Genomic DNA, 15,912 nt, shown 5'->3' with positions numbered 1-15,912 from the left:
CTCTCCAAACCTGCATACTGAGTTAGAGAGTATTGCAGGGTTGCTAACTGTGGTGGCAGGAGTCATTGCCGGCACTTCCAGGGATCCCGACTGGGATGTGGAGCTCAAGGGGCTCCGCAAGCGCTTTGGCGATTTTGTGGCCCTCGACGGCATTGACTTGCAGATTCGGCGGGGCGAGTTTTTTGGCCTGTTGGGGCCTTCCGGCTGCGGCAAGACCACGCTGCTGCGCATCATCGCCGGCCTGGAGATGGCTGACGCTGGCGAGGTGGTGATCCGGGGGCGCCCGGTGGGCCATTTGCCCGCCCACAAGCGCAATGTCAACACGGTGTTTCAGAGCTATGCCCTTTTTCCCTTTATGACCGTCGAGGAAAATGTTGCCTTTGGCCTGCGCATGCGGGGGGTGCGAGGGGAGGCGCTGCGCAAGCGGGTGGCCGCCGCTTTGGAATTGGTGGAGATTGGGGATCTGGCCAAGCGCAAGCCGCAGGAGCTCTCCGGCGGGCAGCAGCAGCGGGTGGCCCTGGCCCGCGCCTTGGTCAACGAGCCGGAGGTGCTGCTGTTGGATGAGCCGCTCTCGGCTCTGGATGCCAAGTTGCGCAAGCAGCTTCAGGTGCAGTTGTGCGAGCTCCAGCGCCGCCTGGGCATGACGTTTATCTTTGTTACCCACGACCAGGAGGAGGCCTTGGTTACCAGCGACCGGGTGGCGGTGATGCGGGCTGGGCGCATTGAGCAAGTGGGCCCCATTGACGAGGTGTACGAGCGGCCGGCAACAGCCTTTGTGGCGGACTTTTTGGGGGCCAGCAACCTCATCGAGGGGATCGCCTGTGGCACCGATTGCGTCGATACGCCCCTGGGCAAGCTCAAGGTGCCCGGGATCCAGCCCACCCTGGAGCCAGTGCAGTTGGCCATTCGGCCGGAAAAGATTCGGCTTTCTCGGAGCGGCTGGGATCTGCTGCCCAACCAAGTGCCCGTGCGGGTGGAAAACCTCATCTACACGGGGGCAGAAAACCAGTACCTCCTGCGCACAGCTAGCGGCCAGCAGCTCAAGGCCCTCACCCTCAACGCCGACATCGAAGACCAGGATTTTGCCATCGGGGAGGCCCTAGTGGCCCATCTTCCTCCTAAAAACTTGGTGCGCCTGCGGCCGGATCCCCGGCGGGAGGGTCCCCCATGCTGAAGCGCTTGGAGAAGCCTGCCCAAGTGCGCGCCGGGGAATTGCTCACGCCCTGGCAGGAGCTGCTGCACAGCCTGATCTTTGCCGCGCCGGGGGTGCTGTGGGTGGTAACGTTTTTGGTGCTGCCGGGGCTGCTGCTCTTGGCCTGTAGCTTTCTCAGCCGCGGCGAGTTTGGCCAGGTGGGCCTGCCCCTGACGTTGGCCAACTACCTGCGCATTCTCGGCTATGGCCCCCTGGGCTGGACGCCCATCTACTGGCAGATCTTGGGCCGCAGCCTGCTGGTGGCGGCCGTCACCACCTTCTTCTGTGTGCTCCTGGCCTATCCCCTGGCTTTCTTCATTGCCGCCCACCCGCCCCGACAGCGGGATCTGTTGCTGACGCTGGTGGTGGTGCCCTTCTGGACCAACTTGGTGATCCGCACCTATGCCTGGATGGTGGTGCTGGCTCCGGAGGGGTGGCCGGCACGGCTGGCGGCCTGGCTGGGCTGGATCCCGCCCCAGACAGCTCTCTACCCCAGTTGGCTGGCGGTGTACCTGGGCATGGTCTACACCTTCTTGCCCTACATGGTCCTGCCCCTCTACACGGCCATAGAGCGCATCGACTGGCGCCTGGCAGAGGCAGCCAGGGATCTCTACGCCAACGGCTGGCAGGTTTTCCTGTGGGTGCTTTTGCCCCATACGCTGCCGGGGCTGGCGGCGGGCCTGATCCTGGTGGCAATTCCGGCGCTGGGCATGTTTGTGGTGCCCGATTTGTTGGGGGGCAGCAAAACCTTGTTGATTGGCAATGTCATCCAGATGCAGTTTGGCGCCAGCCTGGACTACCCTTTTGGAGCGGCCCTCAGCTTTCTGGTTACCGGGCTGAGCCTGGGGCTAATCTACGCCTATAGCCGCTATGTTGGCAGCCGCGGCCTAGAAGAGCTGATCTAAGTCGCTGGCAAGGGATCCCCTCACCCCCAGCCCCTCTCCCTTAGGGAGAGGGGAGTTAGGGATCCGGGAGATGGCGGATCGCCGCTTGCTGGCAAGCTCTGGTAGGTTGAGGATACTGGCGTTGTGCGAGAGGGATCCCTTGACCCAAACTCTGCTTCCTCAGGCTTCCGCCCAGCTCAAGTCCTCTCCCCCGGCAACGTGGGATGTCATTGTCATCGGCGCTGGGATTGGCGGCCTGGTGGCAGCTACCCAGTTGGCGGCCAAGGGCTACCGGGTGTTGGTGCTGGAAAAATACCTCATCCCTGGTGGCAGCGCCGGCTACTTTGAGCGCCCGGATCCCAACGGCAAGGGGGTCTACCGCTTTGATGTCGGGGCTTCCATGATCTTTGGCCTGGGCAGGCAGGGCACCACCAACCTGCTTACCCGCGCCTTGGCTGCCGTGGGCCAGTCTTTGGACTCCATCCCCGACCCGGTGCAGATTGCCTACCACCTGCCCCAGGGGCTCAGCCCGCGCGTACACCGGAACTACGAGGAGTTTTTGCAGGAGCTAGCTAGCTATTTCCCTCAGGAAGCGGGCGGCATCCGCCGTTTTTACGACAGCTTCTGGCCTATCTTCAACAGCCTTAACGCCACGGAGCTCCTCTCTTTGGAGGAGTGGGGCTATCTCTGGCGCTCTTTTGTCAGCAACCCGCGCGCCTGCCTGACTTTAGCCCGCTACTTGCCGGTGAATGTGGGCCAGGTGGCGCGGCGCTACCTCCGCCATCCGGCGCTGCTGCGCTTTGTGGATATGGAGTGCTACTGCTGGTCGGTGGTGCCGGCGGAGCGCACGCCCATGATCAACGCTGGCATGGTGTTCTGCGACCGCCACTACGGTGGCGTCAACTACCCCAAGGGAGGGGTGGGGCAGATTGCTCAAAAGCTGGCCCAGGGGCTAGAGACCTGCGGGGGGCAAATCCGCTACCGAGCGTCGGTGCGGCGGATTTTGGCAGAACGGGGCCGGGCCGTGGGCGTCGAGCTCTCCACGGGGGAAAAGCTCTTTGCGCGCAAGATCATCTCCAATGCCACCCGCTGGGATACCTTTGGCCGCCTCTGGCCGGGATCCTTTCCGGCAGCGGAGCGGCGCTGGCAAAGCCGTTATCAACAGTCCCCCAGTTTCTTGAGCCTGCACTTGGGGGTGCGGGCCGAGGCCCTGGCCGGTGAGCGCTACTGCCACCACATTCTTCTCGAAGACTGGCAAGCCATGGAGGCGGAGCAGGGCACGATCTTCGTCTCCATCCCCACCCTTTTGGATCCGGAGCTGGCCCCACCAGGCCGCCACATTGTCCACGCCTTTACCCCCAGTTGGATGCAGACGTGGCAGGGCTTGAGCCCAGAGCAGTACCGGCAGCAAAAACAAGCGGCAGCCCAGCGCCTTATCCGCCGTCTGGAGGCCCTTTGGCCAGAGCTGGGATCCCACATTGAACTGCAGGAAGTGGGCACGCCCCGCACCCACCGCCGCTTCTTAGGCCGCGTTAATGGTACCTACGGCCCTATCCCTCGCGGCACTCCCTGGGGACTCTTGGGCATGCCCTTCAACCGCACGGCCATCCCCAACCTCTACTGCGTGGGGGATAGCACCTTCCCCGGCCAGGGACTCAACGCCGTCGCTTTCTCTGGCTTTGCCTGCGCCCACCGGGTAGCGGCGGACTTTTCCTAAAGCTGTTTCCAATTTCTAGGAACCCCCCGCAGTCGTCTTGCATTGAACCCCTTCCCACTGCAAGAGCTCTTGCATGAGCGTCGGGGTGAGGCATCGAAGCGGGCAGCCTAGAGCGCCCATTTGGCAAACCAGTTCGTAGACTCGCTCGAAGAAATCCCGATGATTGGCAGACATGTTCCGCGACCGCGATTGCCAGAGCGCATCGTGTGCTTGACGGAGGAGACGGCAGAGACGCTCTACGCCTTGGGGGCTGGGGATCTCGTCGTCGGCATTTCTGGATTTACGGTGCGTCCGCCGGAGGCGCGGAAGAAGCCGAAGGTGTCCACCCTTCTGGATGCCAACATCGAACGGATTTTGGCGCTGCAGCCCGATGTTGTGCTTGCATGGTCCGATCTGCAGGCAAACATTTGCGCTGAGCTCATTCGCCAGGGGGTGGAGGTTGTCTGCTTCAACCAGCGCACGGTTGAGGGGATCCTCTCCATGATCCTGCGCCTTGGGGCACTGGTAGGGCGAGCTGCTCAGGCACGGGCATATGTGCGCTCCTTGCGGGAGGGATTGCACCGAGCTATGCAGCGTGGACAGCAACGGCGCCGCCGTCCACGGGTCTACTTCGAGGAGTGGGATAACCCCTTGATTACAGGCATCGGCTGGATCAGCGAACTCATTCGTTTGTGTGGAGCTGAAGACATCTTTTCCGAATTCAGTGCCTATCCCGATGCACGGCGCCGGATTATAGCTGAACCGGCAGGGGTCGTGCGGCGCGCTCCAGACATCATCCTGGTGTCCTGGTGTGGCAAGAGGTTCAAGCCTGAGCGGCTTCACAGCCGCCCTGGGTGGGAGACTATCCCGGCGGTCTGGAGCGGACACGTCTACGAGCTGCCGTCAGAGGTGATTCTGCAGCCCGGTCCGGCTGCCTTGACCGATGGGGTGCAGTTGCTGCTGCAGATCTTTGACCGCTGGGAGGCCCAATCCTCCGCCTAAGCTTTGATGCTGCTTTCGATAGGGTTGTGGGCCTGGACGGCGTCATACTTGAGCCCGAAGTCTTCTAGCGCGTACAGCACTGCCCGATTGTGGCTGCTGCACAGGCGCGTGAAGTTTGGGAGCACCTGGCGGTTGTTTCCAATTTCTAGGAATCCCCACGAAGGGGGAACAAGCTGAACGATGGCGTAGTGATGTCGGCTCCCAGCCCGTTTCCAATTTCTAGGGATCCCTCCGAAGGGGGAACTTTCCCATTATTACGAGAGTCATGATAGCAGACGAGCAGGAGTGTTTCCAATTTCTAGGGATCCCCCCGAAGGGGGAACCGTGTTCGAGCCGTACTTCGACGGCGAAGAAATTTACTGGTTTCCAATTTCTAGGGATCCCCCCGAAGGGGGAACATCAGGCAACTATACTCAGAAGCCTGGGAAGAATTGTTTCCAATTTCTAGGGATCCCCCCGAAGGGGGAACAGTATTACAACTGAATAATCCTGGGTAACTCCCAGAGTTTCCAATTTCTAGGGATCCCCCCGAAGGGGGAACGTGCATATAACGTTTGACCATTTTCAAGCAGAGGGGTTTCCAATTTCTAGGGATCCCCCCGAAGGGGGAACATCATTCATCCGTTCTTTCCAGTGACGTTTATTTGCCCTAGAGTTTCCAATTTCTAGGGATCCCCCCGAAGGGGGAACCTGAACTAACTCACCGCCAGCGTAAACGCGCAGAAGCTGTTTCCAATTTCTAGGGATCCCCCCGAAGGGGGAACGGTATTGGCAGGACTGGAATGGTAAACCGATCAAAGGTTTCCAATTTCTAGGGATCCCCCCGAAGGGGGAACTTCGGGAGGCCCTGAGGATGGTCGAGATCATCGACTAGAGGGTTTCCAATTTCTAGGGATCCCCCCGAAGGGGGAACAAGGACAAGCTCAAAGCTTGTCCTTGTTTATTTTTAGGTAGGTTAATTAGTTTCCAATTTCTAGGGATCCCCCCGAAGGGGGAACTATTTGAGATCCATCCCCGGACCCCAACGTTTGTAACGTTTCCAATTTCTAGGGATCCCCCCGAAGGGGGAACCCCGAGCTGGAACCGCGTATTACGCGGTCGAATTTGAATGGTTTCCAATTTCTAGGGATCCCCCCGAAGGGGGAACTACCTGCCCCCCGGGGAGTAGACCATCTCATTCTCTTGTTTCCAATTTCTAGGGATCCCCCCGAAGGGGGAACTTTCCCGTGTATTTGATATAGGAGTCATAAAATTAATTAAGGTTTCCAATTTCTAGGGATCCCCCCGAAGGGGGAACTTCTAGTTGCAACACGTGCCCTTGCTCTAGCTGAAGGTGATATTCTGTGTTTCCAATTTCTAGGGATCCCCCCGAAGGGGGAACAAGACTTAAAGCCGGGTGAGGTGATTGTACCTGTGGGTTTCCAATTTCTAGGGATCCCCCCGAAGGGGGAACCGGAGCCTGGTCCACTCCGTCAGTGAGGACAAGAAGGCCCCGTTTCCAATTTCTAGGGATCCCCCCGAAGGGGGAACTGCAGAAATTGTTAGAGAGAGAGTAAAAGGTTCAAGCATTGCAGTTTCCAATTTCTAGGGATCCCCCCGAAGGGGGAACTTGATTTTCTTAACCGGGTTCGGAACGGGAGAAAGCTCCTTGTTTCCAATTTCTAGGGATCCCCCCGAAGGGGGAACTTCAAGACGATAAATAATAAAGTTAAGTACAGCTTTCATAAGTTAAAGTTTCCAATTTCTAGGGATCCCCCCGAAGGGGGAACCTACGTGAGCTGACCGTATGGTCAGTGAAAGACAAGAAGTTTCCAATTTCTAGGGATCCCCCCGAAGGGGGAACTCTGATCACCTACCCCAACCCACATGGGGAACTTGAATATGGTTTCCAATTTCTAGGGATCCCCCCGAAGGGGGAACTACAAGGGAGGTAACTGTGTTCACCAAAGAGGAAATTCTTCGTGTTTCCAATTTCTAGGGATCCCCCCGAAGGGGGAACGAGATAGACGAGATCTTCCAGACTGTTAAGAAGGAAGTTTCCAATTTCTAGGGATCCCCCCGAAGGGGGAACCAAAGGCATTTACTCCCTTAAGTCAGGTAAAAGGGCAGTTTCCAATTTCTAGGGATCCCCCCGAAGGGGGAACAGGGCGGCGGTATACGCCAACCTCAACGACGAATAAATAAGTGGTTTCCAATTTCTAGGGATCCCCCCGAAGGGGGAACTTGACTATGAAACCTCTCTAGATGATGTTGATTCTGGTTATGGTTTCCAATTTCTAGGGATCCCCCCGAAGGGGGAACTCTACCCCTATTAAACCCAAGCGGGGCAAGGAATGCAAGACCTATTTGCGAGGGGGTCGGTCGAAGAGGGCAAAAAAAGGCCTTGCAGAGGAGGGGTGAGAGGCCTGAAAGCCTTGTGGCGCAAGGCATCGAGCGGGTCAACGAAAAAATCGGCTTTTGCGGGTTTTGGCGAGGCGCTCGCAGAAGCGTTGATACCGTTTTTATGTGCTTTTGGCAACATGAGACCTAGGGAGAGGAAGGCGGCGAGGGGGGTTCTAATCGGAGCTGGAGGGCCTATAGTGAGGAAAACTCTCCAGCTTCCCTTGTTTCAATGTCGGATCTCGCCCCCAAGGATAAGCTGCTGGCCGGGATCCAGGCCCAGCAGGCTGGCGACTTGCGAACAGCGGAAGCCATTTACTCGCAAATTCTGGCGGAGTTTCCCGATCAACCCGATGCCCTGCACCTGCTGGGGACGGTGGCCCACGCCAAAGGGGAGGGGGAATGGGCGGCTGCTTTGATTGCCGAGGCCATTGAGCTCAATCCCCGCGTAGCCCTTTATCATCACAACCTGGGCGTTGTCTATGAGTCTTTGGGGCAACTGGAAAAGGCTCTATCTTGCTATCGGCAGAGCCTGAGCCTCAATCCCAAGGCTTACCTTTCTGCCTTTCAAGCGGGCAAGATTCTTGTTAACCTAGGCCGCCACGAAGAGGCAATCTCCTTGCTGGGATCGTTGTTAGAAAATCCAGATCCACTAGCAGGGATCCCTTGGGCTGAGGTGCATTTTTATCTGGGGATAGCCCATCGCGAGCAAGGGGAACACAGCGCGGCTCTGGATCACCTGGAAAAGGCATGGACTTTGGATCCTAACTTGGTGCAAGCCCGCTGGCTTTACCACCTCTATCTGCCGGCTATCTATCAGGATGAACAGGAGCTGCACCGCTTTCGCTTGCGCTTTGTAGAACACCTGGATCGCCTCATTCAGGAGACGCCTCTAGACACCCCAGAGCAGCGGCGGCTTGCCTTTTTAGGCTCAAGCTGGGGAACGCCTCACCTTCTGCAGTACCAGGGCTACGACGACTTGGAGCTGCAGAAGAAATACGCTCAGTTTGTGCAGCGCATTGTCCAATCCTGCTACCCCAATTGGCAGTGTCTTCCTCGGCAGCCAGGGGATCCCCTGCGCGTTGGGTTTGTCTCGGCCTCCATGCGGGCTTGCTCCTACAGCCGCCTTTCTTTGGGATGGGTGAAATACTTAAAAGCCAGCGCCGAGTGGCCTTTTCAGGTGTTTGCCTACCATCTGGATCCCAGAGTTGATTTCATGACCGAGCAGTACCGCCAGTATGCCGATGTCTTCCGGCACATTCCCACTGGCTTTGAAGATGCTGCCCGCCAAATTTTGCAGGATCAGCTTGATGTTTTGGTGTATTTGGAAATTGGACTATCGCCTCTTATTCTGCAACTAGCTTCCCTGCGTCTAGCCCCAGTGCAATGCTCCACTTGGGCTCATCCCATTACTTCTGGACTTTCGACCATTGACTACTTCCTATCTAGCGACCTGATGGAGCCAGAAGATGGACAAGCCCACTACAGCGAAACCTTAGTCCGACTGCCCCGACTGGGTACCTGTTTTGAAAAGCCGGTTTTGCCTCCCCAGAGACGTTACCGCCAGGACTTTGGTCTACACCAGGATGCCGTCGTTTATGTCACCTGCCAGTATTTGGGCAAGTACCTGCCGCAATACGACTACCTTTTTCCAGCTATTGCTCGGCAAGTGCCCAGTGCCCAATTTGTTTTCTTAGCTTTGCCCAATGCCGCCATTGGGAGACAGTTTTGGCAGCGTCTTTCCCAGGCTTTTTCTGCTTGGGGTCTGGCCATAGAAAACCACTGCCGCCTCCTGCCCCAATTGGATCACCAGGACTACTTGGATCTCAATCGCTGCGCCGACGTCATGCTGGATTCCTACGGCTGGTCGGGGGGGATCACCACTCTGGAAGCCGTTGCTGCCGGCTTGCCGGTGGTCACCTGCCCTGGCCGGTTCCTGCGGGGCCGACATACCTACGCCATCCTCAAAAGGATGGGCCTTGATCTTTTGATTGCCCAAGACCTCCAGCGCTACGAAGATCTAGCCGTGCAACTGGGAAGGGATCCCCAATTTCGGCAGCAAATCGCTCAGCAAATCCAAGAGCGGCGCGACCTGCTTCTTGAGGATCGAGACTGCGTGGCGGCCTTAGCTCATTTCCTGCGCCAGGCTGTCTGCCAGAAGCTGGCATGCCATACTCTCCCTATAGAAGCCTCCTAGTCCCCCACAGCAAACCCTTTGGTAGAGTAGTACGGCTACTCCAGGGATCGTGGCGGAATGGTAGACGCTACGGACTTAAAATCCGTTGTTCCTCAAGAACGTGAGGGTTCGAGTCCCTCCGATCCCATTACTGCAGCCCTGTTTGCTCTAGCAAGGCAAGTAGAGCCGGAACCGGCACCCAGGCATCCTCCCGATCCAGCTCTGGGCTAGCCAGCAGGGCCACCAGGGCGGGGTCGCAGGTTGGGGCCACTAGGGGAAAGTAGTTTAGCCCCACCACCTGGGCAAGGCTCCAGAAGTAGGGGAGCACGGCGTTGCTAGGGAAGATCTCGATGGCAACCGTGCCAGGTTGACAAAAGGCAAGGTTGGTCAGGCCCGCCCCGTGGATCCCCATGACTGCCTCTGCTTTTTGCATCAAGGCTATCTGTTCGGCTAGGGAAAGGACTTCCAGTTGCACAGGCACAAAGCCCCAGGGGCGCAAGGCCTCCAGCACCTCCGCCTCGTTGATGACCCGCCGCCAGCGTGCAGCACGACGGCTAATGTAAACCCGCCGCGGCAACAAGGGATCCGCCGCCTGCCCCAGAGGAACCAGTTGCTGCAGCACCTTCCAGCCCCTGGGGGTTAGACACCCCACCGGCCCAGCCAGCGAGGGCACAATGAGGTTCTGCGCTTGCAGATGGGATCCCCCCACCTGCTCGAAGCTTAGAAGGCGTTCTGTGGGGATCCCCAGGGCAGCTAAGCTCTGCACTTGGAAGGGCTTGCCCTGGTAGCCATGGATCAAGATGGGAATGTCCTTTTCGAGGAAGCCGGCGCGGCGTAGGAGCTCGAGGGCGGGCAGGATGTCCACCATCCAATGGAAGTAGTTGACTGCCCCCAGGGGCAAGAGGGCAGCAGAGCCCTCCAGCGGAATTGGCGGCGGCAGGTGAGGCAAGTCCCAAATGGGGTGGTGTTCCAGGTGCTCCGACTTCCAGTCCCAGTCGAGAAACTCCGGCGGTGGCAAGCCGGGGGAGACATCGGCCAGCAACTCCCTCCTACGGGTAAGCACGGCGCTGGCAAAGCTGGCGTAGAGGTGGCGGGGATAGTGGCCCACGTGCACGGATCCCTGCGGGATCTGGGCCACAAAGGTCTCGGCCAAGGGGATCCGCTGTGAGCGCAGCTTTTGCCCAAGGGCAGGGTCAGCCGTCGGAGGGGCTTGCAGGTAGAGAACCCCTTCTGGATCCAACACCCGGTAGCTGCCCTCGCCGGTGGCCTGGTGCCACTGCCGGGTGGTGAGGTAGCCCTGGCTGGGCACGGGCAGGGAGTCGCCGGCCCTGGGCGATGGGCTCTGGCAAGCCGCAGAAGGGGGAGCTGCCTCTGCAGGGATCCAGCGCTGCCGCCAGAGGCGATACCGCTCTTGCCAAAGCTTGCCCGGGGATCCCTGGAGGGCTTGCTCCAGCTCCAGCCGCAGGAGGCTGTCTCTGCCGCTGCCTTCACACCAAGCCTGCAGCCACTGCCGCTCGGCAGCCAGCGCCTGCTGGAACTTCTCCCAAGCTGCCTGGGAGTTGTCCCGCCGCACCCGGGCCTCCGCCCAGTAGCTGTAGAGCTCTGCTGTCTGGGTGCCCCGCGCCGCTGCCTCCTGAAAGCAGACCACCGCCTGCTCCAGCTTCCCCAGATCCAGCCAAGCCAGGCCCATCTGCACCCAGGGATCCCCCCAGTCTGGCCTTAGCCTCGCTGCCTCCTGGAGAGGGGAGAGCGCCTCCCGCAGCCGGCCCAACTTGAGCAGGGCCAGACCCCAGCGCCAAAAGCTTTCCGCGGCTGTTGGATCCCAGCGGCAGGCTTGCTCAAACCACTCTGCTGCTTCTAGCCACAGCCGACGGCGCTCCTGGACTCGGCCAAGGCGATGGGCGGCCAGCGCCTGCACAGGTTCTAGGTCGGCGGGAAGGGATCCCTCCACCAGTTGCCGATACAAGGCTGCCGCCTGCGGCCAGTGGCCTCTTTCCCACAGCCCCTCCGCCAGCTCCTGCAGCCCTTTTGCCCAGCAGCGGCTAGCTTCTAGCTCGCCCAGGCCTTTTCCCATTAGCAGCGCCACTCCCTCCTGCCAGGTAAGCTGGGCTTCCAGCTCTCGCCCTAGGAGCAGGTAGGCGGCTCCCAACCACCAGTAGAGCAGGGGATGCTGGGATCCCTGCTCCAACTGCTGCAGCAGGTCTTGGGCAACCGACTCGTAGGATCCCTGCTCCCAATGGCTCTGGAGAGGGTCTTGGGCAAGAGGGGTAGAGGCCATGGCTTTTGCTGAGAAGGGAGCTGAGCAGGAGTGTTACAAACTGCAACAACCTCCCCACTCCGGGTGCATCCCCCTAGTATTCTAGGCTTGGCTTCTCCCTCAGGGGTCCGGCGTCCCTACTTCCTCGACGGCAAGAGGGAGGTGGAGCAGGGCTCGTAGTTTTGGTTGGAAACTTTTCGGTAATCGATAAGCGGAGTTTAAGAATCGATGGGTATCAACGCATCCGGCGGCGCCGTCCTCTCCAGTCCGCGTCTTTACCAAACTCTGCCCCTATCGACCATCTCCCAGGCGGAACAGCAGGATCGCTACCTGTCGCGCACTGAGCTGGATCGCCTCGAGGACTTTTTCTCCACTGGCCTAAAACGGCTGGAGATTGCCGAGGTTCTTGCGGCCAATTCTGAAATCATTGTCAGTCGGGCCGCCAACCGCATCTTCACCGGCGGCTCCCCCATGGCCTATCTGGAGCGGCCAGAAGCCACCCAGGATGAGAAAGAGGCCTTCAAGCTGGGCACGGCCTTCTACGTGGAATCCACGGGGGGCTTTATCGAGGCCATCCGCAACCTCTTCAGCGCCAGTGGCGTCGAGATCCCGCCCAACTTCCGCCCCATCAGCATCGCCCGCTACGGGGCTGCCAACATGCGCAAGTCGCTGCGGGATCTAAGCTGGTTCTTGCGCTACGTCACCTACGCCCTTGTGGCCGGGGATCCCAATATCCTTGTGGTTAACACCCGTGGCCTGCGGGAGATTATCGAAAATGCCTGCTCCGCCGAAGCCACCATCGTTGCCCTCCAGGAGATGAAGCGGGCCTCGGCCAGCTACTTCCGCAGAGATGCTGAGGCGGTGGCCATCATCAACCAGTATTTTGACGTCTTGTTGAGCGAGTTCATTGCCCCTGCCCCCTCCGACAAGCTGCGGCAGCGCAATGCCAGCACCGCCGACGGCCTGCCCCTGCAGGGACTCCAACTGCCTCAGGTCTACAGCTTGGCGGCAGAAAAAGTGCCCGTCTTTGCCATGAAGCCGGGGCTCTCCAACGCCGAGAAGGAGGAAGTGATCAAGGCTGCCTACCGGCAGGTGTTTGAGCGGGATATCCGCCGCGCCTATGGCCTCAAGCTGGCCGACCTGGAGTCCAAGGTGAAAAACGGCGAGATCTCCATGAGGGAGTTCATCCGCCGCCTAGGCAAATCAGACCTCTACCGCAAACAGTTCTACGAGCCCTACATCAACAGCCGTGTGGTGGAGCTGGCCTTCCGCCACTTCCTGGGGCGGGCCCCAGAGACCCGCGAGGAGGTGCAGACCTACTTTGCCATCGTCTCCAGCAAGGGCTTGGCAGGTCTGGTGGACGCCCTGGTCGACAGCCGCGAGTACAGCGACTACTTTGGCGAGGAGACGGTGCCCTACCTGCGCAAGCTGGGGGTGGAAGCCCAGACCAGCGCCAACTGGGGGCCCAAGTTCGACCTTTACAACTACGCGGCTCCTCGCCGCAAGGTGCCACAATTTATCACCCTCTTCGCCCGCTACAACCGTCCCCTGCCGGATCAGCACCCCTATGGTGTCGGCAACGATCCGCTGGAGATCCAGTTTGGCGCCATCTTCCCCAAAGAGACCCGCTCCCTCAACGCCAGCCCGGCCCCCTTCAACAAGGATGTCAAGCGCATCCTTATCCGGCGCGGCTTTGCTCTCACCAACGCCCGCACCAACCCCAAGGCGGTCGGGGATCCCGGCAGCCTTGGCCCCAAAGTCTTCAAGCTTACCCAGACCCCTGGAGATCGCAGCCGGCGGCTGGGGGTACGGGCTGGGATTGTTGGCAGCGAAGTCTCGACGCAAGCGGTCATCCGCGCCTGCTACCAGCAGGTGTATGGCTATGTGCCCTACGCCGGCCAACGGCTAACCCGCTGGGAAATCAAGCTGGAATCCGGAGAAATCAGCGTCAGAGAGTTTGTCCGCCAGTTGGCCAAGTCGGATCTCTTCCGCAACAAATACTGGTCTAGCCTCTACGTCTGCAAAGCCATCGAGTTCATCCACCGCAAGCTGCTGGGCCGGCCCACCTACGGGCGGCAGGAGATGAACCGCCTGTTCGACATCGCCTCCAAGCAGGGCTTCTACGCCGTGGTGGACGCCATCCTCGACAGTGAGGAGTACCAGCAGGTCTTTGGGGAAGATATCGTGCCCTACGAACGCTACCTCACCCCTGCTGGCCTAGCGCGGCGGCGGATGCGCCCTGGATCCAGCGACATGGCCGTGGTTACCCGGCCCATCCGCACCGACGACGATATCCCCCTCTTTGTCAAGCTGGGCCAGCCCCAGGACAAGCCCTCCGGCGAGCTGGAGATCCAGCGGCGAGTCCAGCAGGGGGTGCCCAAGGTGCGCCAGGAGGTACCCATCTTCAAGCTCACCAGCCTGGCCAACAAAGCCGAGGTCAACAACCTCATCCGCGCCGCCTACCGGCAGATCTTCGAGCGCGACATGGACATCTACAACATCAGCGCCGAGCTCAGCTCTGCCGAGTCCAAGCTGCGCAATGGCGAGATCACCGTCAAGGAGTTCGTCGAGGCGCTGGGGTGCTCGGAACTGTACCGCTCCGAGTTCTACGCTCCCTATCCCAATACCAAGGTGATCGAGCTGGGCACCAAGCACTTCCTGGGCCGCGCACCCCTAAACCAGCAGGAGATCCGCAAGTACAACCAGATCTTGGCCACCCAGGGGTTGAAGGCCTTCGTGCGCGCCCTGCTCAACACCCAGGAGTATCGCGATCTCTTCGGCGAGGACACGGTGCCCTACCGCCGCTTCCCCACCTTGCCGGCGGCCAACTTCCCCAACACCCAAGAGCTGTATGGCCGCCTCACCAAGCAAAACAAGGAGCTCGTGGTGCCCAGTTTCAGACCTGTTGGCAGCAACGATCGCAGCTAGCTCAACCCCCCTCTCCCCTGGTGGGAGAGGAAAACCATTAGCTCCACACAGGCAGAGGGGACTGGGCTGTGTAGCCTAAGTGCTGCAGGGCAGCGGGGGTAACCACCCGACCCCTTGGCGTGCGCTGCAGGTAGCCAATCTGCAGCAGGTAGGGCTCGTACACCTCCTCAATTGTCTGGGGATCTTCACCTGTCGCTGCGGCCATGGTCTCCAAGCCCACGGGCCCTCCCCCAAACTGCTCCACCAGTACCGTCAGCAGCTTGCGATCCGTCCAGTCCAAACCCATGGGATCCACCTGAAACAGCTCCAGGGCAGCGGCTGCCACCTCACGGCTGATGTGGCCATCCCCCCGCACCTGGGCATAATCGCGCACTCGCTTCAGGAGGCGGTTGGCAATGCGCGGTGTGCCTCGGGATCGGCGGGCAATCTCCTCGGCTCCCGCTCGGTCAATGGAGGTGTTCAAGAGGCGAGCGCTGCGCAACACAATTTCCGCCAGTTCGTGGGGCTCATAGAAGCGCAGCCGCTGCACCTGGCCAAAGCGATCCCGCAGCGGCGAAGTCAGAGCGCCAATGCGGGTAGTGGCCCCGATGAGGGTAAAGCGCTCCAGGGGTATGGAGGTGATGCGGGCCGAGCGTCCCTTGCCAACAGTGATGTCGAGGCGAAAATCCTCCATTGCTGGATAGAGCAGCTCTTCGGTTACCTTGGGCAGGCGGTGGATCTCGTCGATAAACAGCACGTCCCCCTGCTTCAGGCGCACCAAGTAGCCGGCAATGTCACGGGGGCTCTCCAGCGCCGGGGCCGTGGTCATGTAGAAGCGGGATCCCATCTCCGCCGCCAGCACCGCGGCCACCGTGGTTTTGCCCAAGCCAGGCGGGCCGTAGAACAGCAGGTGATCCAAAGGCTCCCCGCGGGCGCGGGCCGCTGCAATAGCGATGGAGAGCACTTCCTTCAGCTCTGTCTGGCCAATGTACTCTGCCAGGGTGCGCGGGCGCAGGGATTCTTCTTGAGCTTCGCTGGGGTGAGCCTGCGGTTGCAGTAGCCCTTCCGCCCTAGCAAAAGCCAATTTCGACTCTCTTCTGCGAGCAGAACTCTTTTGCTGCCGCTGCCCGGGATCCTCAGCCCCCGCAGCCCGAGAAGAAATGATCGCCATATCCTTTACTCGCAGATGCGATAGCCCTACTCTAACTGACTGGGGGAAAGATCCTGGTGAAACCGTTTGCCATTTTGGTCTCCCACCTGGATCGGAGAGGGCGGTAGAAGAAAAAACCCCCCAGCGTCTGCCAGGGGATTCAAGAAGGACTGGTCGACTAGGTCAGGAGTGGATTAGCCGCGGATGGCCGGCGCCACTTCCACCGCCGCCAGGTCCAGCGGGAAGTTGTGCGCATTCCGCTCGTGCAT

The 15,912-nt window shown here is 59.9% G+C and carries 8 protein-coding genes, 1 tRNA gene and 1 CRISPR repeat array; of the genes, 7 read left to right on the top strand and 2 right to left on the bottom strand.

Going from position 1 to position 15,912, the window contains the following annotated elements; all coding sequences use genetic code 11:
- Positions 1–52 precede the first annotated feature (52 nt).
- From ACVWXC_RS08370 to ACVWXC_RS08345, 6 genes are all read left to right on the top strand, one after another.
- A complete protein-coding gene (locus tag ACVWXC_RS08370) occupies positions 53–1,174 on the top strand; it encodes an ABC transporter ATP-binding protein (protein WP_457392089.1) in 1,122 nt (373 codons plus the stop codon).
- The gene (locus ACVWXC_RS08365) at positions 1,168–2,097 is read left to right on the top strand and encodes an ABC transporter permease (RefSeq protein WP_457392086.1); all 930 of its coding nucleotides are present in this window, start codon (positions 1,168–1,170) and stop codon (positions 2,095–2,097) included. The genes ACVWXC_RS08370 and ACVWXC_RS08365 overlap by 7 nt, the downstream gene beginning before the upstream one ends.
- A 139-nt stretch (positions 2,098–2,236) precedes the next feature.
- Positions 2,237–3,793 carry a carotenoid isomerase gene (crtH, locus tag ACVWXC_RS08360; protein WP_457392083.1) on the top strand — a complete coding sequence of 519 codons (1,557 nt, stop codon included), beginning with the start codon at positions 2,237–2,239 and terminating at the stop codon, positions 3,791–3,793.
- Positions 3,794–3,952: 159 nt separating this feature from the next.
- Entirely contained in the window at positions 3,953–4,774 is an 822-nt protein-coding gene (locus ACVWXC_RS08355) for a cobalamin-binding protein (protein WP_457392080.1), read from the top strand.
- A 134-nt stretch (positions 4,775–4,908) separates the two neighbouring features.
- Positions 4,909–7,075: direct repeats of the CRISPR family, unit length 36 nt; unit sequence GTTTCCAATTTCTAGGGATCCCCCCGAAGGGGGAAC.
- A 310-nt stretch (positions 7,076–7,385) separates the two neighbouring features.
- The gene (locus ACVWXC_RS08350; RefSeq protein ID WP_457392077.1) at positions 7,386–9,350 is read left to right on the top strand and encodes an O-linked N-acetylglucosamine transferase, SPINDLY family protein; all 1,965 of its coding nucleotides are present in this window, start codon (positions 7,386–7,388) and stop codon (positions 9,348–9,350) included.
- 43 nt (positions 9,351–9,393) lie between these two features.
- A tRNA-Leu gene (locus tag ACVWXC_RS08345) sits at positions 9,394–9,477 on the top strand.
- Here the strand turns inward: ACVWXC_RS08345 and ACVWXC_RS08340 are convergent.
- Positions 9,478–11,607 (bottom strand): glycosyltransferase 61 family protein, encoded by a 2,130-nt coding sequence (locus ACVWXC_RS08340; protein ID WP_457392074.1) that lies wholly within the window; start codon positions 11,605–11,607, stop codon positions 9,478–9,480. It abuts the tRNA gene before it with no gap.
- A gap of 207 nt (positions 11,608–11,814) precedes the next feature.
- Here ACVWXC_RS08340 and ACVWXC_RS08335 point away from each other — a divergent pair, with 207 nt between their 5' ends.
- The gene (locus ACVWXC_RS08335; protein ID WP_457392071.1) at positions 11,815–14,514 is read left to right on the top strand and encodes a phycobilisome rod-core linker polypeptide; all 2,700 of its coding nucleotides are present in this window, start codon (positions 11,815–11,817) and stop codon (positions 14,512–14,514) included.
- Positions 14,515–14,551: 37 nt separating this feature from the next.
- On the opposite strand, the gene ruvB is transcribed toward ACVWXC_RS08335, so the two are convergent.
- Positions 14,552–15,664 (bottom strand): Holliday junction branch migration DNA helicase RuvB, encoded by a 1,113-nt coding sequence (gene ruvB, locus ACVWXC_RS08330; RefSeq protein WP_457392068.1) that lies wholly within the window; start codon positions 15,662–15,664, stop codon positions 14,552–14,554.
- Positions 15,665–15,912 lie beyond the last annotated feature (248 nt).

It is taken from the genome of Thermostichus sp. OS-CIW-20 (genome assembly GCF_054061455.1).
The sequence above is the reverse complement of the archived record's forward strand: the minus strand, read 5'-3'. Positions and strand labels throughout refer to the sequence as shown.